The 22,713-nt window shown below is 70.9% G+C and carries 18 protein-coding genes and 1 pseudogene; 15 read left to right on the plus strand and 4 right to left on the minus strand.

Going from position 1 to position 22,713, the window contains the following annotated elements; genetic code table 11:
- Positions 1–50 precede the first annotated feature (50 nt).
- The 5 genes from fdh to ACZ60T_RS13330 all read left to right on the plus strand — a co-directional run bounded on the left by fdh (position 51) and on the right by ACZ60T_RS13330 (position 6,631).
- Positions 51–3,296, plus strand: a complete 3,246-nt coding sequence (gene fdh, locus ACZ60T_RS13310) for a formate dehydrogenase (protein WP_469665943.1) — start codon at positions 51–53, stop codon at positions 3,294–3,296.
- A complete protein-coding gene (locus tag ACZ60T_RS13315; protein WP_469665944.1) occupies positions 3,293–4,270 on the plus strand; it encodes a 4Fe-4S dicluster domain-containing protein in 978 nt (325 codons plus the stop codon). The genes fdh and ACZ60T_RS13315 overlap by 4 nt, the downstream gene beginning before the upstream one ends.
- Positions 4,267–5,235 carry an NrfD/PsrC family molybdoenzyme membrane anchor subunit gene (nrfD, locus tag ACZ60T_RS13320; RefSeq protein WP_469665945.1) on the plus strand — a complete coding sequence of 323 codons (969 nt, stop codon included), beginning with the start codon at positions 4,267–4,269 and terminating at the stop codon, positions 5,233–5,235. Before ACZ60T_RS13315 ends, nrfD begins: the two co-directional genes overlap by 4 nt.
- 83 nt (positions 5,236–5,318) lie before the next feature.
- Positions 5,319–6,152, plus strand: coding sequence for an alpha/beta fold hydrolase (locus ACZ60T_RS13325; protein WP_469665946.1), 834 nt, complete (start codon positions 5,319–5,321; stop codon positions 6,150–6,152).
- 236 nt (positions 6,153–6,388) lie between these two features.
- Positions 6,389–6,631 (plus strand): hypothetical protein, encoded by a 243-nt coding sequence (locus ACZ60T_RS13330; protein ID WP_365626969.1) that lies wholly within the window; start codon positions 6,389–6,391, stop codon positions 6,629–6,631.
- Positions 6,632–6,650: 19 nt separating this feature from the next.
- Here ACZ60T_RS13330 and ACZ60T_RS13335 read toward each other — a convergent pair whose 3' ends face one another.
- Positions 6,651–7,097 carry a nitroreductase family deazaflavin-dependent oxidoreductase gene (locus ACZ60T_RS13335; RefSeq protein WP_365626972.1) on the minus strand — a complete coding sequence of 149 codons (447 nt, stop codon included), beginning with the start codon at positions 7,095–7,097 and terminating at the stop codon, positions 6,651–6,653.
- 465 nt (positions 7,098–7,562) lie between these two features.
- Between ACZ60T_RS13335 and ACZ60T_RS13340 the strand changes: the two genes are divergently transcribed.
- From ACZ60T_RS13340 to ACZ60T_RS13350, 3 genes and pseudogenes are all read left to right on the plus strand, one after another.
- Positions 7,563–8,777: a cytochrome P450 gene (locus tag ACZ60T_RS13340; protein WP_469665948.1), complete on the plus strand. Its 1,215-nt coding sequence runs from the start codon at positions 7,563–7,565 to the stop codon at positions 8,775–8,777.
- A 12-nt stretch (positions 8,778–8,789) separates the two neighbouring features.
- A complete protein-coding gene (locus tag ACZ60T_RS13345; RefSeq protein WP_469665949.1) occupies positions 8,790–9,002 on the plus strand; it encodes a ferredoxin in 213 nt (70 codons plus the stop codon).
- Positions 9,003–9,138: 136 nt separating this feature from the next.
- Positions 9,139–9,658, plus strand: a pseudogene (locus ACZ60T_RS13350) (flavoprotein).
- On the opposite strand, the gene ACZ60T_RS13355 reads toward ACZ60T_RS13350, so the two are convergent.
- Both ACZ60T_RS13355 and ACZ60T_RS13360 read right to left on the minus strand, forming a co-directional pair.
- Positions 9,650–11,203 carry a PH domain-containing protein gene (locus ACZ60T_RS13355; RefSeq protein ID WP_469665951.1) on the minus strand — a complete coding sequence of 518 codons (1,554 nt, stop codon included), beginning with the start codon at positions 11,201–11,203 and terminating at the stop codon, positions 9,650–9,652. The pseudogene ACZ60T_RS13350 and the gene ACZ60T_RS13355 overlap by 9 nt on opposite strands.
- Positions 11,204–11,378: 175 nt before the next feature.
- Positions 11,379–12,410, minus strand: coding sequence for a LacI family DNA-binding transcriptional regulator (locus ACZ60T_RS13360; RefSeq protein WP_469665952.1), 1,032 nt, complete (start codon positions 12,408–12,410; stop codon positions 11,379–11,381).
- 138 nt (positions 12,411–12,548) lie between these two features.
- Here ACZ60T_RS13360 and ACZ60T_RS13365 point away from each other — a divergent pair, with 138 nt between their 5' ends.
- From ACZ60T_RS13365 to grpE, 6 genes are all read left to right on the plus strand, one after another.
- Positions 12,549–13,853: an ABC transporter substrate-binding protein gene (locus ACZ60T_RS13365; protein WP_365626987.1), complete on the plus strand. Its 1,305-nt coding sequence runs from the start codon at positions 12,549–12,551 to the stop codon at positions 13,851–13,853.
- A gap of 6 nt (positions 13,854–13,859) precedes the next feature.
- The gene (locus tag ACZ60T_RS13370) at positions 13,860–14,816 is read left to right on the plus strand and encodes a carbohydrate ABC transporter permease (protein ID WP_469665953.1); all 957 of its coding nucleotides are present in this window, start codon (positions 13,860–13,862) and stop codon (positions 14,814–14,816) included.
- Complete coding sequence (locus ACZ60T_RS13375) at positions 14,813–15,631, plus strand: carbohydrate ABC transporter permease (RefSeq protein WP_469665954.1); 819 nt, start codon at positions 14,813–14,815, stop codon at positions 15,629–15,631. The genes ACZ60T_RS13370 and ACZ60T_RS13375 overlap by 4 nt, the downstream gene beginning before the upstream one ends.
- Positions 15,628–18,009 (plus strand): beta-xylosidase/alpha-l-arabinosidase, encoded by a 2,382-nt coding sequence (locus ACZ60T_RS13380; protein ID WP_469665956.1) that lies wholly within the window; start codon positions 15,628–15,630, stop codon positions 18,007–18,009. Before ACZ60T_RS13375 ends, ACZ60T_RS13380 begins: the two co-directional genes overlap by 4 nt.
- A 263-nt stretch (positions 18,010–18,272) precedes the next feature.
- A complete protein-coding gene (dnaK, locus tag ACZ60T_RS13385) occupies positions 18,273–20,141 on the plus strand; it encodes a molecular chaperone DnaK (RefSeq protein ID WP_365627000.1) in 1,869 nt (622 codons plus the stop codon).
- 2 nt (positions 20,142–20,143) lie between these two features.
- Positions 20,144–20,713, plus strand: coding sequence for a nucleotide exchange factor GrpE (gene grpE, locus ACZ60T_RS13390; RefSeq protein ID WP_469665957.1), 570 nt, complete (start codon positions 20,144–20,146; stop codon positions 20,711–20,713).
- A gap of 2 nt (positions 20,714–20,715) precedes the next feature.
- On the opposite strand, the gene ACZ60T_RS13395 is transcribed toward grpE, so the two are convergent.
- Positions 20,716–21,735 (minus strand): zinc-binding alcohol dehydrogenase family protein, encoded by a 1,020-nt coding sequence (locus ACZ60T_RS13395; RefSeq protein ID WP_469665958.1) that lies wholly within the window; start codon positions 21,733–21,735, stop codon positions 20,716–20,718.
- A 148-nt stretch (positions 21,736–21,883) separates the two neighbouring features.
- Between ACZ60T_RS13395 and ACZ60T_RS13400 the strand changes: the two genes are divergently transcribed.
- Positions 21,884–22,681: a VOC family protein gene (locus ACZ60T_RS13400; RefSeq protein ID WP_365627009.1), complete on the plus strand. Its 798-nt coding sequence runs from the start codon at positions 21,884–21,886 to the stop codon at positions 22,679–22,681.
- The last annotated feature ends 32 nt before the right edge of the window (positions 22,682–22,713 follow it).

Here is a 22,713-nt window from a genome sequence, read left to right on the forward strand (position 1 = left end):
GGCGCTCGGGCCGACCCGCGAGCCCGGCCCGAGCCCGCCGAGGAGGCCCCATGTCCCTGGCAGACCGGCTGCGCCGCTGGCCCGTACGGCGCCAGTTCACCGGAGACGACCGCACCGGACGGGGCGCCGCGGTGACGTCCTCGCGCACAGAGCGGCTGCGACCGCGTACGGACACCGCCGAACGAGTGGTGTCCTCCGTCTGTCCCTACTGCGCGGTCGGCTGCGCCCAGCAGGTGTACGTCAAGGACGAGAAGGTCGTCCAGATCGAGGGCGACCCGCGCTCACCGGTCAGCCGCGGCCGACTGTGCCCCAAGGGCTCCGCGACCCTCCAGCTCACCACCGGCCCGGCCCGCCGCCACCAGGTCCTCTACCGCCGCCCCCACGGCACGGACTGGGAGCCCCTCGACCTGGAGACGGCGATGGACATGGTCGCCGACCGGGTGATCCGCACCCGCCGCGAGACCTGGGAGTGGGAGCGCGACGGCAGGCGCACCGCCCGCACGATGGGCATCGCCAGCCTCGGCGGCGCGACCCTCGACAACGAGGAGAACTACCTCATCAAGAAGCTGCTGACCGGCCTCGGCGTGGTCCAGGTGGAGAACCAGGCCAGGGTCTGCCACAGCTCCACGGTCGCCGGTCTCGGCACCTCCTTCGGGCGCGGCGGCGCCACCACCTTCATGCAGGACCTCCAGCACTCCGACTGCATCGTCATCCAGGGCTCCAACTACGCCGAGTGCCATCCGGTGGGGTTCCAGTGGGTGATGGAGGCCAAGGCGCGCGGCGCCCGCGTCATCCATGTCGACCCGCGCTACACCCGTACGAGCGCGCTCGCCGACCTGCACGTCCCCATCCGCGCGGGCTCGGACATCGCCTTCCTCGGCGGGATCATCAACCATGTCCTCACCGAGGAGAAGGACTTCCGCGAGTACGTCCTCACCTACACCAACGCGGCCACGTTGGTGAGCGAGGACTTCCGGGACACCGAGGATCTCGACGGTGTCTTCTCCGGGCTCAACGAGGAGAAGCGGCACTACGATCCGCACAGTTGGCAGTACGAGGGCGTCGAGGTCCAGCAGCCGACCGGCGGCCTCGACGCGCAGTACGAGGAGCGCGCGCACCATATGGGCGGCCCCGAGTCCCACGGCTCCGGCGGCGCGCCCACCGGACAGCACGCGCCGACCGACCCGACACTCCAACACCCGCGCTGCGTCTACCAGATCCTCAAACGGCACTACGCCCGCTACACCCCCGAGATGGTCGAGGAGATCTGCGGGGTGCCGCGCGAGACCTTCCTGCGCGTGTGCTCCGACCTGACCGCCAACTCGGGCCGGGAGCGCACGAGTTCGTTCGTGTACGCGGTCGGCTGGACCCAGCATACGACCGGCGCCCAGTTCATCCGCGCGGCGAGCGTGCTGCAACTGCTGCTCGGCAACATCGGCCGCCCCGGCGGCGGCATCCAGGCGCTGCGCGGCCACGCCTCCATCCAGGGCTCCAGCGACATCCCGACGCTCTTCAACCTCCTGCCCGGATACCTCCCGATGCCGCACGCGCACACCCATATGAGCCTGGCCGACCTGGTCGCGGTGAGCAGCACCGAGAAGGGCTTCTGGGCACACATGCGGGCGTACTTCGTCAGCCTGCTGAAGGCCTACTACGGCGACGCGGCCACCGCCGAGAACGACTTCTGCTTCGACCACCTGCCGCGGCTGACCGGCTCCCACTCCACGTACGACACGGTGCTGGCCCAGCTCGACGGTGTATGCAAGGGCTACTTCCTGATGGGTGAGAACCCGGCCGTGGGTTCGGCCAACACCCGCCTCCAGCGCCTCGGTATGGCCCGGTTGGACTGGCTGGTGGTGCGCGACTTCTCGCTGATCGAGTCCGCGACCTGGTGGCAGGACGGTCCGGAGATCGAGAGCGGCGAACTGCGCACCGAGGACATCGGCACCGAAGTGTTCTTCTTCCCGGCCGCCGCGCACACCGAGAAGTCCGGCTCGTTCACCAACACCAACCGCTGGGTGCAGTGGCACTACCAGGCCGTCGAACCCGAGGGCGACGCCCGCAGCGACCTGTGGTTCATGTACCACCTCGGCCGCCGCATCAAGGAGCAGCTGTCCGGCTCCACCGACCCGATGGACCGGCCGGTCCTCGACCTGACCTGGGACTACCCGGTCAGCGGGCCGCTTCGAGAACCCGTCGCGGACGCCGTCCTCGCGGAGATCAACGGGCATGGTCCGGACGGCGAACCGCTCAGCGCCTACACCGAGTTGAAGGACGACGGCTCCACGGACTGCGGCTGCTGGATCTACTGCGGGATCTACGCCGACGGCGTCAACCAGGCCGCCCGCAAGAAGCCGCACACCGAACAGGACTGGGTGGCCGCCGAGTGGGCCTGGGCCTGGCCCGCCAACCGCCGCATCCTCTACAACCGTGCCTCCGCGGCCCCCGACGGCACGCCCTGGAGCGAACGCAAGAAGTACCTGTGGTGGGACCCGGACGAGGGGAGGTGGACCGGCTACGACGTCCCCGACTTCGTACCGGACCGCGCCCCGGACCATGTACCCGCTCCGGACGCGACCGGGCCCGACGCGCTGCGCGGCGACGACCCGTTCATCATGCAGGCCGACGGCAAGGGCTGGCTCTTCACGCCCGCGGGCCTGGAGGACGGCCCGCTGCCCACGCACTACGAGCCCCAGGACTCGCCGTTCCCCAACGCCCTCTATCCGTCCACCCCGCGCAGCCCCGTCCGGCATCTGATGCCTCACGAGGGCAACCGCTACCACCCGAGCGGCGACGAGGCGGGCGCCGAGGTGTTCCCGTACGTGGTCACCACGCACCGGCTGACCGAGCACTTCACGGCGGGCGGGATGAGCCGCTGGTCGGAGTATCTGTCCGAACTCCAGCCGGAGTTCTTCTGCGAGGTCTCGCCCGCGCTCGCCCGGGAACGCGGCCTGGAGCACGGGGGTTGGGCCACGATCGTCACGGCACGGGGCGCGGTCGAGGCGCGGGTGCTGGTGACCGAACGGATCCGCCCCCTGCGGGTGCGGGGCCGTACGGTCCATCAGATCGGACTGCCCTTCCACTGGGGCCCCAACGGCCTGTCCACCGGGGACGCGGCCAACGAACTCGTCGCCATGGCCCTCGATCCCAATGTCCACATCCAGGAGGACAAGGCGCTCACCGCCGACATCCGGCCCGGCCGCCGGCCCCGCGGCCCGGACCTGCCGCGCCTGGTCGCCGACTACCGCAGACGGGCCGGAATCACCGAGACGACCGGGACGGAGACCAGGACATGAGCGAGGAACGCGTCGGCTTCTTCACCGACACCTCCGTCTGCATCGGCTGCAAGGCGTGCGAGGTGGCCTGCAAGGAGTGGAACGCGCTCCCCGAGGACGGGCTCTCCCTGACCGGCATGTCGTACGACAACACGCAGGCGCTCGGCGCGTCCACGTGGCGGCACGTCGCCTTCATCGAGCAACTCCCGCCGGGGGACGGGCAGTCGGCGGCCGAAGGTGACGGCGACGGCGACGGTCGGATGCGCTGGCTGATGTCCTCCGACGTGTGCAAGCACTGCACCCACGCCGCCTGTCTCGACGTCTGCCCGACGGGCTCGCTGTTCCGTACCGAGTTCGGCACCGTGGTCGTCCAGGAGGACATCTGCAACGGCTGCGGCTACTGCGTGCCCGCCTGCCCGTACGGCGTCATCGAGCAACGCCCCGACGACGGACGGGCGTTCAAGTGCACCATGTGCTACGACCGGCTCGGTACGGGCCTGGAGCCCGCCTGCGCGAAGGCGTGCCCCACGGAGTCCATCCAGTTCGGCCCGCTGGACGAACTGCGGGAGCGGGCCGCGCTGCGCGTCGACCAGTTGCACGAGGCCGGGGTCGCCGACGCCCGGTTGTACGGCCATGACGCGGACAACGGGGTCGGCGGTGACGGCGCGTTCTTCCTGCTCCTCGACGAACCCGAGGTGTACGGCCTGCCCCCGGACCCCGTCGTCACCACCCGCGACCTGCCGACGATGTGGCGCCACGCGGGCGCCGCGGCCCTCTCCGTACTGGGCGGCCTCGCCCTGTCGTTCGTGATGGCGGGAAGGGGCGCGAAGGCCGGACGCGGCGCGGTGGCCGGTTGGGGTGTGACGGTGGGACGGGGCGCCATGGCCGGATGGGGCGTGACGGCGGGCCGGGGCGCGATGGTGGGAAGAGGCGCGACGGTCGGCCGGGGCGCGATGGTGGGCCGGGCCGCGATGGCGGGAAGGAGGCGGCGATGACCCGCACCGAGAGCGGCCCGGCCCCGAAGGGCGGGCGGCGGGGAGACCGCCTCATGGTCCCGCGCGCCGACTTCGACTCCTACTACGGGCGGCCCGTCATCAAGGCGCCGTCCTGGGGAGCCGTGGACATCGCCGGGTACTTCTTCCTCGGCGGGCTCGCCGGAGCCGGTTCGACGCTCGCGGCGGGCGCCCACCTCACCGGCCGCCCCCGTACGGCGGCGGCGATGAAGGTGTCCTCCCTCGCCGCCGTCTCCCTGTCCGCCGTGGCACTCATCCACGACCTGGGCAGGCCGGCCCGCTTCGCGAACATGCTCAGGGTCCTCAAGCCGACCTCGCCGATGAGCGTCGGGTCCTGGCTGCTGTCCGGCTACGGCCCGGCGGCGGGCGTGGCCGCGGCGAGCGCCGTGACCGGGCGGCTGCCGCGCACGGGCGCCCTGGCCACCGGAGCGGCGGCGCTGCTCGGCCCGGCCGTCGCCTCGTACACGGGCGTCCTCGCGGCGGACACGGCCGTACCCGCCTGGCACGGCGCGCACCGTGAACTGCCCCATCTCTTCGTGGCATCCGCGACGGCCGCCGCCGCGGGCATGGCCCTGGCCGTCGGCCCGACGCGGGAGAACGGCCCCGCCCGGTACGCGGCCGGGCTGGCCGCGCTTGCGGACCTGGCGAGCGCCACGGCCGCCGAGCGGAGTCTCGGCCTGGTCGCGGAGACCTGGCGGCAGGGGCGCGCGGGCTCCCTGCTGCGGGCGGCCCGGGTCCTGACCGTCTCCGGTGCCGTGGGCGCCGCGGTCCTCGGCGGGCGGCGGCCCACCGCGTTCGCCTCCGGCCTGGCCCTGCTCGCCGGTTCGGCCTGCACCCGCTTCGGGGTCTTCGCGGCCGGGATCGCCTCGGCGAAGGACCCGCGGTACACCGTGCTGCCGCAGCGGGAGAGGGCTGCGGCGCGGGCGGACACCGGCCCCGGCGGGTGATGACGTCCGAGGTAATCGACCGCCGCCCCGGCGTGCGACAGGATGGAGACATCCCAAGCAGCCGATGGCGAGAGGACCTTCCCATGCCGTACTTCGAGAGCCCCACCGATGGCACCCGCCTCCACTTCGTCGACTACGGTCCGGCCGACGGTCCCGTCATGGTCTTCGTGAACAGCTCGTACTTCTCCACCGAGATGTGGGAGTACCAGATGCTGCCCCTCGCCGCCGAGGGATACCGCTGCGTCGGGCTCGACCGGCGTGGCCACGGTCGCTCCGACGACGTGTGGGGCGGCTTCGACCTGGACACCCTCGCCGATGACGTGCAGGGCCTGATCGACCACCTGGACCTGCGGGACCTCACCTTCGTCGGGCACTCGGTCGGCACCGCCGAGGTCGTACGGTGTCTGACCCGGCACGGCTCCGCGCGGGTGGCCCGCGTCGTCCTGGTCGGCGGCATGGTGCCCGGTGTCGTGCGCTCGGAGCGGAACCCGGACGGATGGGCCCCGGAGGCCGCCGAGGCGGGCAACGCCGCCTTCCAGCACGACCGCGCGGCCTTCTTCTCCGACGGCGCCCGTGACTTCTTCGCCCTGGACCGGCCCGGCAACGAGCTGTCGGACGCCTATGTGCAGTACATGGTCCGGCTCTGCCACGCCGCCACCGCACGCGCCGGTACCGCGCTCGGCCACGTCATCGCCGCCCTCGACGTCAGCGAGGAACTCACCGCGATCGACCTGCCCGTCCTCGTCGTCCACGGCACCCATGACACCTCCGCGCCCCTCGAACTGACCGGCAGCCGCAGCGCCGCGCTCCTGCCGAACAGCCTGCTGAAGGTGTACGAGAACGGCGGCCACGGCCTCTTCGCCACCCACGCCGAGCAACTCAACGCCGATCTGCGGAAGTTCATGGCCGAGGCATGAGGCGACGGGGACCGGCCGGAGGCGTGCCGCGCCGCTGTCGTCCGCGAACGGCACGCACCCCGCCCCACCGTCAGGGGCAGCGGCCCGGCGTCCTCCAGGGAGTCTCGCTCGGGCGCTGTCACCCGGCCGGGCGAACCCGGTGGGCGGGGTATCGGGCCCTTCCTCGCGGCCGGACCGGCCCACCTGAGCGCTCCGTCCGGCCGCTGTGTCACCCCGAAGCGCCATACGCTCGATACATGACCGAAAGCGCGAGCCCCCATATCTCTCACCCCCGGGTCATGGTGCTGGGGGTACAGCCCGCCGAGCCGCCCTTCCGGATCGTGGAGATCGACGGCGAGATGGTCGCCAAGGCGCGGTCACTGGCCGAGGTCCTGGCGGTCGCGGCGGAGTGCGGCATCACGATCCACGACGCCGACGACCCGGACGTGGTCCGCTGGGTGGGCGGCGACAGCCTGACCTGGGAGCCGCACTCCCACTAGACGCCTGCCTGCCGGACGCCTACCTGCCGGTCGGCTCCAGGACGAAGACGGGGATCTCGCGATCGGTCTTCTTCTGGTAGTCGGCGTAGGGCGGGAAGGCGGCCACCGCCCGCTCCCACCACACCGCCTTCTCCTCGCCCGTGACCTCGCGGGCGGTCATCTCCTGGGGCGCGGGTCCGTCCTGCAACGCCACGGTGGGGTGCTTGGTGATGTTGTAGTACCAGACGGGGTGCTTGGGCGCTCCGCCCTGCGAGGCCACCACGGCGTAGCTGCCCTCGTGCTCGACGCGCATCAGCGGCGTCTTGCGGATCTTGCCGCTCTTCGCGCCCAGAGTGGTCAGGATGATCACCGGGAGCCCCGTGTCCCGGAGCGTCGTCCCCTTGGTGCCGCCGGAGCCCTCGTACAGCTCGACCTGGTCGCGTACCCATTTCTCCGGACTGGGTTCGTACTCGCCCTCAAGAGCCATGACATCCGTCCCATCGTCGTGTACGGCTGTTGTCGCGTCCGTCCCGCCGCGGCCCCCGTAACTCCGGGTGCGAGACCACGCGTTCCAGGATTCAACACCAGCCGTCCCGCGTTTCATCCCGCCCCGCACCCGGCGCGCACGGTCCGCGTGCGCCGCCTCGCGCGCCGGGCCGGGACCGGCCAGTGCCCTCCGCGTCCGCGCACCGTTTCCGGCCACTCGGGCGGGGTGGCATCCGGGTGACGTCCGCACGAGAGGCGCATGCGCGGGCAAGCGAATTACCATGGTCGGGCCGGGTGCGCGGGACGCGTCCCGGGTGTGTGCTGTCGGCGTGAACCCCTCTGCCGACAAGATGTTTCGGCCATAGACGGCATCCGGTGGATCCGGCTGGACGTCGGGTGGCCCTGTAGGTGCCTCAGGCATCTAATGGTGATCGGCAAGAGCGAATCTTCGCGAGCGAGGTCATCCATGACGAAACCCGCCCCCACCGTGTCAGAACCCGTCGCGTTCCCCCAGGACCGGACCTGCCCCTACCACCCGCCCACCGCCTACGACCCCCTGCGCGAGGGGCGGCCCCTGACCCGGGTCACCCTGTACGACGGACGCGACGTCTGGGTGGTCACCGGGCTCACCCAGGCCCGTGCGCTGCTGGCCGACCCGCGGCTGTCCTCCGACCGGACCCACCCCCACTTCCCGATGATCACCGAGCGCTTCGCCGCCATCCGGGAGCGTGACCGCAGGGTCGCCCTCGTCGGCCGGGACGACCCCGAGCACCACAGCGAACGCCGCATGCTGGTCCCGAGCTTCACCCTCAAGCGCGCCACCGCCCTGCGCCCGCAGATCCAGGAGACCGTCGACCGGCTCCTCGACGCCATGGAGGCCGCGGGCCCGCCCACCGAACTGGTCAGCGCCTTCGCGCTGCCCGTGCCGTCGATGGTGATCTGCTCGCTGCTCGGCGTGCCCTACGCCGACCACGAGTTCTTCGAGGAACAGTCCCGTCGGCTGCTGCGCGGCCCGACCGCGGCCGACACCCAGGACGCCCGCGACCGCCTCGAGGCCTACTTCGGCGACCTGATCGAACGCAAGCGCGCGGAGCCGGGGGAGGGCCTGCTCGACGAGCTGATCCAGGAGCAGTTGCACGACGGGGCGCTGGACCGGGACGAGCTGATCTCCCTCGCCGTGATCCTGCTGGTCGCCGGGCACGAGACGACGGCCAACATGATCTCGCTGGGCACCTTCACTCTGCTCAGGCACCCCGAGCAGCTCGCCGAACTGCGTACCGACCCGAGCCTGATGTCCGCCGCGGTCGAGGAGCTGCTGCGCTTCCTGTCCATCGCCGACGGGCTGGTGCGGGTCGCCACCGAGGACATCGAGATCGCGGGGACGACGATCCGGGCCGGGGAGGGCGTCCTGTTCTCCACGTCCGTCATCAACCGCGACACCGCCGTCTTCCCCGAGCCGGACACCCTGGACTGGCACCGTTCGGCCCGCCACCACGTCGCCTTCGGGTTCGGCGTCCACCAGTGCCTCGGCCAGAACCTGGCACGGACCGAGCTGGAGATCGCGCTGCGCTCCCTCTTCGCACGGCTGCCGGGTCTGCGGTTGGCCGCCCCGGCGGACGAGATCCCCTTCAAACCGGGCGACACGATCCAGGGGATGCTGGAACTCCCCGTGACCTGGTAAGAGGCTGCGACCATGACTCGCGACATCACCATCACCATCGACAAGGACGTCTGCGTCGGAGCGGGCCAGTGCGCCCTCACCGCACCGGGCGTCTTCACCCAGGACGACGACGGCTTCAGCGAAGTGCTGCCCGGCAAGGAGAACGGCGGCGGCGACCCGCTGCTGCGGGAGGCCGTGCGCGCCTGCCCGGTCAGCGCCATCTCGCTCTCCGGAGAAGGAGAATGACGGCGGCCCGGTGACAGGACGGATGCCCGGCGGCGCGCTGGTCCGACCAGCGCGCTGCCGGGCTCTGTGTTCCGGGCGCGGGGCCGCTTCAGGGATCGTGCAGGCCGCTTCAGGGATCGTTCAGGAGGGTGCGCTCGTGACCGAACACGCCACGCAACCCTTCCTGTACGTCGTCGTGTGTGCCGCGGGCGTCGCGCGGGACGTCGGCGAGCTGATCGACCGCACTGGAGCGGAACTGGGAGGTCGGTGTCATCGCCACCCCGCTCGCCCTCCGCTTCTTCGACACCGACCGGGTCGAGGAGCGGACAGGCCATCCGATCCGGTCCGCCTGGCGCGCCCCGGACGACCCGCGACCGTTCCCCGACCCCGACGCGGTCGTCGTGGCCCCGGCCACCTTCAACACCGTCAACAAGTGGGCCGCGGGCATCGCCGACACTCTCGCGCTGGGCATCCTGTGCGAGGCGTACGGGCTCGGCGTCCCGATCGCCGTCCTGCCCTGTGTGAGCGAGGCGCTGGCGGCCCACCCCGCCTACCGGGCGAGCATCGACCGGCTGACCGGCATGGGCGTCCGGTTCGGCGACCCGCGCTCCGGAGAGGCGGGCGAGCGCCCGGAGTTCGACTGGGTGCGCGTCCTGGACCTGGTCACGTCACCCTGACCCGCCGCCCGCCCTGGTCTTCGCCGAGCCCAACGCGCGGACGACACGGGCCAGATCGGCGGGTGCGGCAGCGAGGCGGACCGGCGTGCCCGCGTCGTCCAGCTCGGCGATGTGCCAGCTTCCGGGGACGGTCTTGGCATCACCGCCCCGTACCCGCCGTACGCGTTTCACGGTGAGCCGCTCCACCGGTATCCGCTTCGCCGCGTACCGGCCAGGACCGGAGTGAGGGCTGACCGCGAGGGGACCGCCACCGAGCACGATATGGGTGCCGAAGCCGAGCGGGCTGTAGTCGGTGTGCTCCAGGAAGCGAGCAACCAGGAACACCTCCTCGTTCTCGTCCTCCTGCCCTGCGAACTCCTCGACCGCTCCGGCCACTTCGGGTGTACGGATCCGGGTGGCGCGCCAGGCGCAGCCGAACAGGGCCACGGTGACCAGCGAGCCCGCGGTGGCCCAAGTGATCGTGGTGGGAGAGGAGAACAGGGTCGTGGGGTGGAGGTAGCAGAGCGGCAGCAGCCACAGCGCCGTACCGGCGAGCGCGCCCGCGAACGGGAGAGCCGACGGGAGGACCTCGTCATCGGGCAGCCGTCGCCCGCGCGTGCGCAACTGCACCACCAGGGCTCCTGGATAGCCCGCGACAAGAGCGAACACGGCGGCGACAACGGCGACTTCCCCGCCGCCGACGACGTTGTCCCGCCACACGTGCCGCTCTCCGGCGACCTTCATCACGCTGCCGCGCCAGAAGGTCAGTTCGACGCGCTCGCCGGCCTCGAAGTCCCGGGCGGCGTCGTAGGAGACCTCCAGCCGCTCCATGGGGCGGTTGCCGGTGAAGTACAGATAGTTGCGCTTCCTGGGCGCGTCGGCGTCGGTCCGGGCGATCACGGCGGGCACAGCGGTCAGGCATTCGTCGCGTTCCCCGGCGGGCGTCTCGGCGGTGCACGGGACGGCAGCCTCCCACGCCCGCGCGTACGACGTGGCGTCCGGTACGTACGACACGGCGATGCCCGCGCACACGAGCAGCAGGGCGCACAGGCCCAGTGGCCCGGCCGGGCCGCGCCCGGCGGTGCGGTAGGAGACGACGGGAAGGTGGTCCGACTCAGGCGTTCCGAAGCGGCGGTGCAGCGCGCGGAGTGCGTCCAACTCGGCGTCGAAGTCCGGGTCGTAGGACATCCGGCTGACCGGCAGGGGCAGCCGGTGACCGTCGCGCCGCACCAGGACGACGCACCGCACGTCCTCGACCCGGCTGTTGTTCGCGTAGCTCACACGGACGCACAGGTCGGCGACGTCGCTCCAGGGCACGCTCCGGCGGCGCAGCCACGTCCGGGAGCGCAGGCCGTACGCGTCGGCGGTCACCCGGCGGGTGACGTTCCTGAGCGCGACGACGCCGATCAGCGTCGGCAGCAGGCCGATGCCCGACCACAGGTCCAGCACACCCCGGTAGGCCACGCTCAGCACGGCCGCGCTCGCCCCGGCCGCGCCGAGCCCCACCAGGAACCACAGAGCGCGTATGTGCCGGGGACGATACGTCACTTCACCCGCGTCGGTCATGTACGGAATCCTGTCACCGGTCGGGCCGCGGGTGCCTGTGCGGAGTACGGCAGTGCCCGGCGGGGCCATGCTGCCGAGCTGCGGCAACGAGGAAGCGACCGTGCGCCGGACGGCGCTGTCGAAAGTTTCGAGAGGGTCGCCAACGGGCTTGTGAACAAGGCTTCCTGACGAGGCGTCAGATCGCTCCCGCACTCTTGGGCGGTGCGGTGCTCTGCCGTACCACCAGATGCGTCGCGAGTTCGATGCGCAGGGCCGTCCTGCCGGGGTCGTGGGGGCGCAGCAGCATCCGGGCCGCCTCCTCGGCCATCTGCCGCAGCGGCTGGTGGACCGTGGTCAGTCCGGGGCTCGACCACTGGGCGAGCGGGACGTCGTCGTACCCGATGACCGACAGGTCCCCCGGCACGCTCAGACCCTTCACCCGCGCAGCTTCCAGCACGCCGAGAGCCTGGAGGTCGCTCCCGGCGAAGATGGCGGTCGGCCGGTCCGGGCGCTCCAGCAGCTCCATGGCGTGGGTGAAGCCGCCCTGAACATGGAAGTCGCCGAAGCGCACGAGGTCCGGGTCGACCTCCAGACCGGCCATCGCCAGGGCCGAGCGGTAGCCGTCGAGGCGGGCGAGCGAGCACATCATGTCCTCCGGGCCCGTGATGATGGCGATGCGCTCGTGGTGGTGGTCGGTGAGATGACGCGTGGCCGCGAGGCCGCCGGCCCAGTTCGCGGAGCCCACGGAGGGCACGTCCGGATCCGGGTCGCCGGCCGGGTCGACGATGACGAACGGGATGGCCCGCGACCGCAGTTGCTTCTTCACCTTGTCCGGGAGGGCGGAGAAGACCAGGACCACGCCGAGCGGGCGGCGGCGTAGCACCCCCTCGATCCAGTCGGCTGCGGGAGCGTGCCGGGTGCCGCTCTCGGTGAGGACCACGCTCGCCCTGTTCTCCTTCGCGACGTTCTCCACACCGCGGATGAGCTCCATCGCCCAGACGCTGTCCAGTTCGTGGAAGACCAGCTCGATGAGCGGGGACTGGGGCGCTCCCTGGGCCCGGCGGCGATAGCCGTGGGTGTCGAGGAGTTCTTCGACTCTGCCGCGGGTCGCCTCGGAGACATCGGAGCGTCCGTTGAGGACTTTCGAAACCGTCGACAGGGACACGCCGGCCTGCTCGGCTATGGCGGCCAGGGTCACCCGGCCCTCGACTTCGTCGTTTCCACGCATGTCCGAAGGATAGGTCACGAGCCGCCGGTAACGGTTTGGTCGCGCGTCTGCACGCCCGTTGACCCCGTGGAGTGCCGCCCCTACTGTCCGACAGCAGCGACTTTCGGCAGTGGTGTCGAAAATTTCGAAAGGTATGCGATGAAGATACGCGCGCGGTTGCCCCGTCTGCTCGCCGGTGGCGTGACGCTCGGCCTGACGCTGAGCCTTTCGGCCTGTGGGGGCGGAAGCGGCGGGTCCTCGAACGACGGGAAGATCCATGTGCTCGTCTACGGGGACACCAACAACAAGGTCGAGAAGCAGATCGTCGCGACCTTCAACAAGACGTCGGACGTCAAGGCCGTCCTCGACACCATCCCCGGCGCCGACTACCAGCAGAAGCTCCAGACGATCATCAGCACGCCGCAGGCCCCGGACATCTTCTTCAACTGGGGTGGCGGCAGCATCAAGCCGTTCATCAAGGCCGATCTGCTGATGCCGCTCGACGACTTCATCAAGAAGGACCCGGGCCTGAAGTCCAACTTCCTGCCGTCGGTGCTCAACAGCGCGGCCGTCGACGGCAAGTCGTACGGCATCCCGATGCGCGGCACCCAGCCGGTCCTGCTGTTCCACAACAAGAAGGTGCTGAACGACGCGGGAGTGCAGCAGCCGCCCCAGACCTGGGACGAACTGATCGACGCGGTCAAGAAGCTGAAGGCCAAGAAGGTCACCCCGATCGCCCTCGGCGCCGGTGACCAGTGGCCGACGCTGATGTGGTTCGAGTACCTCTACGACCGGGTCGCGGGCCCCGAGCTGTTCCAGAAGGCCCTCGGTGGTGACAAGAGCGCCTGGGAGAGCCCGGAGAGCAAGAAGGCGCTGGGCATGATCAAGCAGCTCGTCGACGCGGGCGCCTTCGGCACCAACTTCGACTCCGTGAAGTACACGAACGGCGCCTCGCCCGCGCTGGTGGCCCGTGGGAAGGCCGGGTTCGAGCTGATGGGGTCGTGGTACTACTCCCAACAGCAGAACGATGACAAGGACTTCGCCGCCAAGAGCCTCGGCTACACCGCCTTCCCGACCGTCCAGGGCGGCAAGGGTGACCCGACCGACGTCGTCGGCAACACCAACAACTTCTACTCGGTGCTGAAGAAGACGAAGCACCCCGAGGCCGTCGCCAAGTTCCTGAAGCTCATGTACTCCGACGAGTTCGTCAAGGCGCAGATGGCCCTCGGCAACCTGCCGACCACCACCAACACCGAGAAGTTCCTGGACGGTTCGACCAACCCCGCCTACTCGCACTTCCAGTACGACCTGGTGAAGAAGGCCCCCTCGTTCCAGCTCTCCTGGGACCAGGCCTACCCGCCCGCCGCCATGACGCCCATCTACCAGGCCGTGCAGCAGTTCTTCAACGGCCAGACGGATGCGGACGGGTTCATCAAGGCCATGCAGGCCCTCCCCACCGAATGACCCCTGATGACCACACAGTTGACAAGTGATCAGCCCGCCGCCGGGTCCCGTGGGACGGCCCGGCGGGGGCCGGGCGGCTCCTCCGCCGCCCAGGTCGGGCGCCCCGGCTTCGTCTGGGCGCTCCCCGCCACGCTCTTCTTCGCACTCTTCGCCATCGTCCCGCTGATCATGGTGGCCGTGCTGTCCTGTATGAGCTGGAACGGCCTCGGCTCTCCGGAGTTCGTCGGGCTGGACAACTGGTCCCGGATCCTCGACGACCCGGTGATGATCAAGAGCATCTGGCTGACCCTGCTGGTCACCGCGCTCGGCGTGGCCATCCAGACCCCGCTGAGCATCCTGCTGGGCGTCTGGGCCGCGGGACACCAGCGCAACCGCGCCGTGCTGTCGGTGATCTACTTCATCCCGCTGCTGCTGTCCGCCACCGCCGTGTCGGTGCTGTGGCGGTCGCTGCTCGACCCGAACTTCGGCATCCCGGCCCAGGCCACCTGGCTGTTCGGCGACGGCAACCTGTTCGGCAAGCAGGCCACCGCGATCGGCGTGCTGGCGTTCGTGAGCACCTGGCAGTACACCCCGTTCCACACCCTGATCTACCAGGGCGCCGCCCGCGCCATCCCCCAAGTGCTGTACCAGGCGGCCGAGATCGACGGAGCGGGGCGCTACCGCCAGTTCTTCCACATCACCCTGCCGCAACTGCGCAACTCGGTCATCACCTCGATGATCCTGATGATCGTCGGCGGGCTCACGACGTTCGAGACCGTCCTCATCCTGACCCAGGGCGGACCGGGGACGGACACCACGATCAGCGCGTACTACATGTACCAAAAGGCCTTCAAGGGCTTCGACTTCGGTGCCGGTGCCGCCATCGCCCTGGTCCTGGTCGTCGCGGCGACGGTCATCTCGCTGATCGTCGTCCGCGTGTCCGGCTACGACAAGATGCGCAGCTCCATGGAGGGTCTGTCATGAGGCGACGCCCCAACTACCTCGCCGGTGTGGGCTCGTTGGTCTGGCTCTTCCTCATCGGCCTGCCGCTGTACGTGATGCTCGTGGCGACGGTGCAGTCACAGTCCGACTACTCCCGCAACGGTCCGCTGTCCTTGCCGCACAGCGTCACGTTCGACAACTTCACGGAAGCCTTCGACGCGGGCTTCGGTCAGTACTTCCTCAACACACTGATCGTCACCGCGTGCGTGGTCGGTGTGGTGCTGCTGCTCGTTCCGCCGCTGGCCTACGCGATCGTCCGCAGCCGCTCGCGGGTCACCTCGCAGCTCTTCCGGCTGTTCCTGCTGGGACTCGCCATTCCGGCGCAGGCCGTGATCGTCCCGATGTTCTATCTGATCAGCAAGGCCGGTCTGTACGACAACCTCCTCGGGGTCATCCTGCCGACCGCCGCCTTCTGTCTGCCGATGTCGGCGCTGATCCTCAGCGGCGCGATGCGGGACATCTCCCCGGAGCTGTTCGAGGCCATGGCCATGGACGGCGCCACGCCCCGGAGGATGTTCTTCCAACTGGTGCTCCCGCTCTCGCGGGGCGGACTGTCCACGATCGTGGTGTTCTCCGCGCTCCAGGCCTGGAACGGCTTCCTGTTCCCCCTGGTCCTGACCCAGTCGGAGTCCAGCAAGCTGATCACCCTGGGCCTCTACAACTTCCAAACCGCACATGGCATGAACGTCCCCGGACTGCTGGCAGCCGTGGTGTTGTCCATGGTGCCCGTCCTGCTCGTCTACCTGTTCGCCCGTCGCGCCCTGGTTCAGGGGCTCATGGGCGTCGGAGGAAAGTGACCGCCAACGTGGCAGTTGAGACCACCCCCGAAACCCCCGTCTGGAACGACCCCCACGAGGACACGGACACCCGGGTGTCCGCCCTGATCGAGGCCATGACCCTCGAGGAGAAGATCGGCCAGCTCTACGGTGTCTGGGTCGGCGCGTCCGACGACGGGGGCGAAGTGGCCCCCCACCAGCACGACATGGAGGAGGCCGTCGATCTCGACGCCCTTCTGCCGACCGGCCTCGGCCAGTTGACCCGACCCTTCGGCACCGCCCCCGTCGACCCCGCGCTCGGCGCGCTCTCCCTGCTGCGCACCCAGGCACGCATCGCCTCCGCGAACCGCTTCGGCATCCCGGCGGTCGCCCACGAGGAGTGCCTGGCCGGCTTCGCGGCCTGGAAGGCCACCGCCTACCCCGTCCCGCTGTCCTGGGGCGCCACCTTCGACCCCGGCCTGATCCGCCGCATGGCCGCCGCCATCGGCCACGACATGCGCTCGGTCGGTGTGCACCAGGGCCTCGCCCCGGTCCTCGACGTGGTCCGCGACGCCCGCTGGGGCCGGGTCGAGGAGACCATCGGCGAGGACCCCTACCTCGTCGGCAGCATCGCCACCGCCTACGTCCAGGGACTCCAGTCCGCGGGCGTCGGCGCCACGCTCAAGCACTTCGTCGGCTACGCGGCCTCACGCGCCGGGCGCAACCTCGCCCCCGTGAGCGCGGGCCCCCGCGAGCGCGCCGACATCCTGCTCCCGCCCTTCGAGATGGCCGTGCGCGAGGGCGGCGCCCGCTCCGTCATGAGCGCCTACAACGACGTCGACGGCATCCCGGCGGCGGCCGACGAGGAGCTGCTGACCGGTCTGCTGCGCGACACCTGGGGCTTCGACGGCACCGTCGTGGCCGACTACTTCGGCATCGCGTTCCTGCACACCCTGCACGGCGTCGCGGGCGACTGGGCCGACGCCGCGAAGGCCGCGCTCAGCGCCGGAGTCGACGTCGAGCTGCCCAACGTCAAGGCGTTCGGCGCCCCGCTCGTCGAGGCCGTCACCACCGGCCGGGTACCGGAAGCCCTCATCGACCGCGCCCTGCGCCGGGTGCTCGCCGACAAGGCCCGCCTCGGTCTGCTGGACGCCGACTGGAGCCCCGTCCCGCCCGCGCTCGCCGACGCCGACCTGGACGACCCGGACGCGCTGCGCGGCACCGTGGACCTCGACACCCCGCGGAACCGGGACCTGGCCCGCGAGATCGCCGAGCAGGCGGTGGTCCTGCTCTCCAACGACGGCACACTGCCGCTCGCGCGCCCGCGCCGTATCGCGCTGGTCGGCCCCAACGCCGAGGCGCCCACGGCCGTCCTCGGCTGCTACTCCTTCCCCCTGCACGTCGGGGTCCACCACCCGCGGGTCCCGCTCGGCGTCGACCTGCCCACCCTGCGCGACGCCGTGGCACGCGAGTTCCCCGACGCCGAGATCACCGTGGCGCGCGGGACCGGCGTCGACGACGGCGACACCTCCGGCATCGAGGACGCCGTCCGCGCGGCCGGTGACGCCGATGTCGTCCTCGCGGTCCTGGGCGACCGCGCGGGACTGTTCGGACGCGGCACCAGCGGCGAGGGCTGCGACGCCGGCTCGCTGACACTGCCCGGAGCCCAGCAGCACCTGCTCGACGCGCTCCTGGACGCGGGCACCCCGGTGGTGACCGTGCTGCTCGCCGGACGGCCGTACGCGCTCGGGCGCGCCGTGGACGGGGCCGCCGCGATCGTGCAGTCCTTCTTCCCGGGCGTCGAGGGGACCCCGGCGCTCGCGGGGGTGCTCAGCGGCCGGACCAACCCCTCCGGGCGGCTTCCCGTCAGCGTGCCGCGCGGCCCGGACGCCCAGCCCGCCACGTATCTCGGCGCCCGGCTCGCCCAGGCCAGTGAGGTGTCCACCGTCGACCCGACCCCGGCGTTCGGCTTCGGGCACGGGCTGTCGTACACCTCCTTCGCGTGGAGCGACCTCGTCGTCGAGGAGGCGGAGACGGGCACGGACGGCGCGTTCCACCTGGCGTTCACCGTGCGCAACACGGGGGAGCGGCAGGGCAGTGAGGTCGTGCAGCTCTATCTGCACGACCCGGTCGCCTCGGTCGTGCAGCCGGTGCAGCGCCTCATCGGCTACACGCGGGTGCCGCTGGCCCCCGGCGAGGCGCGGCGGGTGCGGGTGACGGTGCCCGCCGACCTCGCGTCCTTCACCGGCCGCGACGGGCGGCGCGTGGTCGAACCGGGCACGCTGGAACTGCGCGTGGCCGCCTCCAGCGCCGCACCCCGGCTGACCGCGACGGTCACCCTGACCGGCCCCGAGCGGCAGGTGGACCACACCCGGCGACTCCACGCCGACTTCGCCCAGGAACCCCACGCGGCCGAGTGAGACCGGCTGAGACCCGGGTGAGACCCGAGTGAGCCAACGATGGCCCGGACCGGCCCGACCGGTCCGGGCCATCGCCGTACGCCGACGGTCCCCCGACCGCCCTCCCCAGACTTGACAACCCCCCACTCAAGTTTTATTCAGGCTAGTAAGGCAGTCAGCCACCGACCCCCACCCCAAAGCCACCAAGCCCCACCCCACAGCCCACGTGGGCGTCCCGCCGGGCCGTGTCCGGCATCGCGGACGACGAGGAGGGAGAAGCCCCCATGGCACGTCCGGTCGGAATCGACCTCGGCACCACGAACTCGGTGGTCTCGGTCCTGGAAGGCGGCGAACCCACCGTCATCACCAACACCGAAGGCGCCCGCACCACACCGTCGGTCGTGGCCTTCGCCAAGAGCGGCGAGGTGCTCGTAGGTGAGGTCGCCAAGCGGCAGGCGGTGACCAACGTCGACCGCACCGCGCGCTCCGTCAAGCGGCACATGGGCGACGCGTCCTGGCGGTTCCCGGACACCGGCGACATCGACGGCAAGACGTACACCGCGCAGGAGATCTCCGCGCGCGTGCTCCAGAAGCTGAAGCGGGACGCCGAGGCCTATCTGGGCGAGGACGTCACCGACGCGGTCATCACCGTGCCCGCGTACTTCGACGACGCCCAGCGGCAGTCCACCAAGGAGGCCGGGGAGATCGCCGGACTGAACGTCCTGCGCATCATCAACGAGCCGACGGCCGCCGCCCTCGCCTACGGGCTCGACCGCGGCGAGGAGCAGACCGTCCTCGTCTTCGACCTCGGCGGCGGCACCTTCGACGTCTCCCTGCTGGACATCGGTGAGGGCGTCATCGAGGTGAAGGCCACCAACGGCGACACCCACCTCGGCGGCGACGACTGGGACCAGCGCGTCGTCGACCATCTGGTCAAGCAGTTCAAGAACGCCTACGGCATCGACCTGTCCAAGGACAAGATGGCGGTGCAGCGGCTGCGCGAGGCCGCCGAGAAGGCCAAGATCGAGCTGTCCTCCGCCACCGAGACCACCATCAACCTGCCCTACATCACGGCCTCCGCCGAGGGCCCGCTGCATCTGGACGAGAAGCTGACGCGCGCCCAGTTCCAGCAGTTGACGGCCGACCTGCTCGAGCGCTGCAAGGAGCCGTTCCACCAGGCCATCAAGGACGCCGGGATCAAGCTGTCCGGCATCGACCACGTGATCCTCGTCGGCGGCTCGACCCGGATGCCCGCGGTGACCGACCTGGTCCGCGAGCTGACCGGCAAGGAGGCCAACAAGGGCGTCAACCCGGACGAGGTCGTGGCCGTCGGTGCCTCGCTCCAGGCCGGTGTCCTCAAGGGTGAGGTCAAGGACGTCCTGCTCCTCGACGTGACCCCGCTGTCCCTCGGTATCGAGACCAAGGGCGGCATCATGACCAAGCTGATCGAGCGCAACACCACGATCCCGACGAGGCGGTCCGAGACGTTCACCACGGCCGAGGACAACCAGCCGTCCGTGCAGATCCAGGTCTTCCAAGGGGAACGCGAGATCGCGGCGTACAACAAGAAGCTCGGGATGTTCGAGCTGACCGGTCTGCCGCCCGCCCCGCGCGGTGTCCCGCAGATCGAGGTGTCCTTCGACATCGACGCCAACGGCATCATGCACGTCACGGCGAAGGACCTCGGCACGGGCAAGGAACAGAAGATGACCGTCACCGGCGGCTCCGCGCTGCCGAAGAACGACATCGACCGCATGGTCCGCGAGGCCGAGGCGCACGCCGAGGAGGACCGCAAGCGGCGCGAGGCCGCCGAGACGCGCAACCAGGCCGAACAGCTCGTCTACCAGACCGAGAAGCTCATCAGGGACAACGAGGACAAGGTCCCGGCCGACGCGAAGAGCGAGACGGAGAGCGCGCTGGCCGAGCTGAAGGAGAAGCTCAAGGGCGACGACACGGCGGAGATCCGTACGGCCACCGAGAAGGCAGCCGCGGCGGCCCAGAAGATCGGCAGCGCCATGTACGAGCGGGCGCGCGCCGAGAGCACCCCGACAGCGGAGCAGGCCGCCCCGACCGAAGGCGGCGGCGGCCAGGACGAGGACGATGTCGTCGACGCCGAGGTCGTGGACGACGACGACACACCACGGGCGGGCTGACCATGGACCGGAGCCGGCCGCAGAGCGCGGAGTTGCGTCGTCTGCTCGACGAGCGCACCGCTGACCTGCAGCGGGTGAAGGCCGAGTACGACAACTACCGCAAGCAGGTACGGCGCGACCGTATGGCGGTGCGCGAGATCGCCGCGGAGAACGTCCTGCGCGCGCTGCTGCCCGTGCTGGACGCGGTCGAGGCGGCCCGCCGCCAGGGCGACATGCCTCCCGGCCTGAAGGCCCTCGCGGACGTCCTGGAGACCCAACTGGGCTCCGTGGGGCTGCGGACCTTCGGCCAGGAGGGCGAGCCCTTCGACCCGCACCGGCACGAGGCCGTCACCCATGTCGTCGCCCCGCACGCCGACCGTCCGCTCTGCACCGAGATCCTCAGCCACGGATACCAGGTGGGGGAGCGGCTGTTGCGGCCCGCGCGCGTCACGGTCACCGGCCCGGCACCGCCCCCCGCCGCCGTGTCGGCCACGGACGGCCCCACGTCGACGGACGGGCCCACGTCGACGGACGGGCCCACCCTGGTGGACGGCTCTACGTCGACGGGTGGGCTGACGCCGTTGGCGGAGTGATGTCAGTTGATGTCAGTGATGTCGTCGTCGACCAGCACGGCCGCCCCGTCGAAACGCCCCGCCTTCAGGTCGGCCAGGGCGCGCTGCGCCTGGGACAGCGGATAGGGGTGCGTCGTCGCCCGTACGCCGTAGCGCGCCGCGAGGTCCAGGAACTCCTGGCCGTTCTCGCGCGTGTTCGAGGTGACGCTGCGCAGCTCCTTCTCGTAGAACAGCTCGCTCTCGTAGCGCAGCACCGGGACGTCGCTGAGATGGATGCCCGCGACCGCCAGCACACCGCCCCGGTCCAGTGCCCGCAGCGCCACCGGTACGAGATCACCGACCGGCGCGAACAGGATCGCCCCGTCCAGCGGCTCCGGCGGCGCGTCGTAGGCGCCGCCCGCCGACGCGCACCCGAGGGCCAGCGCGAGCCGCTGCGCAGCCGCGTCACGCGTGAGGACATGCACGGTGGCGCCCTGCGCCAGCGCGACCTGCGCGCACAGATGGGCGCTGCCGCCGAACCCGTACAGCCCGAGGCGCCCGCCCGGCGGCAGCGATGTCCGCAGCAGCGCGCGGTAACCGATGATGCCCGCGCACAGCAGGGGCGCGAGCGCCACGTCGTCCACGTCCGCGGGCAGCCGGTAGGCGAAGGCGGCCGGGACGGTCGTGTACTGCGCGTACCCGCCGTCCGCGTCCCAGCCGGTGTACTCGGAGCCGGGGCACAGGTTCTCCGCCCCGCGGAGGCAGTACCGGCACGTGCCGTCCGTACGGCGCAGCCACGCGCCGCCCACGCGCTCGCCGACCACCCAGTCACGCACGGCCGCTCCCACCCCGGCCACCACGCCCACGATCTCGTGTCCGGGCGTCACTCCGGGCCGCCGCACCGGCAGGTCGCCCTCGGTGACATGCAGATCGGTACGGCACACGCCGCACGCCCGTACCCGTACCAGCAGTTCGTCGGGGCCCGGCACCGGGTCCGGCCGCTCCACGAACCGCAGCGGCTCCCGCTCGACGGGACCCGGCCGGTCCAGCACCCATGCGCGCATCACCCGCTCCGTTCCGTCCGGGACCGAGACCTCGTACCAGTGTCGGACAGGACCGCCGCTCGGCGCGCGACGCGGCACGGCCGTGGCTAGCGTGAGGAGCGAAGAGCCCCGACCGGCGAGTCCGGCGAGACGGAGAGGGTCGAACGCCATGGCGGTACCACCCGAGGGAATGCCCTGCTGGGTCGACGCGATGTTCACCGACGTCGAGGGGGCCAAGAAGTTCTACGGGCATGTCCTCGGCTGGACGTTCGGCGAGGCCTCGTCCCAGTACGGCAACTACACACAGGCGTACGCCGACGGCAAGGCGGTCGCCGCCGTCGTCCCGCCCATGCCCGGCCAGGAGGGCCAGTCCGCCTGGTGCCTGTACCTCGCCACCGCCGACGCCGTCGCGGCGGCGCGGACGATCGAGGAGCACGGCGGCGACGTGCTGATGGAGCCGATGCAGGTCGGCGACTTCGGCACCCTGGCGCTGGCCCGCGACCCCGGCGGAACCGTCTTCGGCGTGTGGCAGGCGCACGCCCACGAGGGCTTCGAGGCGCGGGCCGTGCCCGGAGCGTACTGCTGGGCCGAGGTGTTCACCCGCGAGCCCGAGAAGGCGGACGCGTTCTTCCCGGCCGTCTTCCCGTACCGCGTCAAGCGGATCCTGGACCAGTCGATCGACTTCCGTCTCTACGAACTCGGCGGGAACCCGGTGCTCGGGCGGATGAGGATGACGGACGACTTCCCGCCCGAGGTGCCCTCGTACATCAACGTGTACTTCAGCGTCGCCGACTGCGACGCGGCCGTCGAACAGGCGGTCGCGCACGGCGGTGTCCTGAGGTACGGGCCGATGACCAGCCCGTTCGGCCGGTTCGCCGCGCTGAGCGATCCGCAGGGCGCCGCCTTCTCGGTCATCGACATCACGACCGCCCGGGGCGAGACGCCGAAGGCCGTCGACGTGCCCTGAGCGGGCCCGACCACGAATTCGGGCGGTGGCCA

The sequence above is a fragment of the Streptomyces sp. NPDC104371 genome, assembly GCF_055583785.1.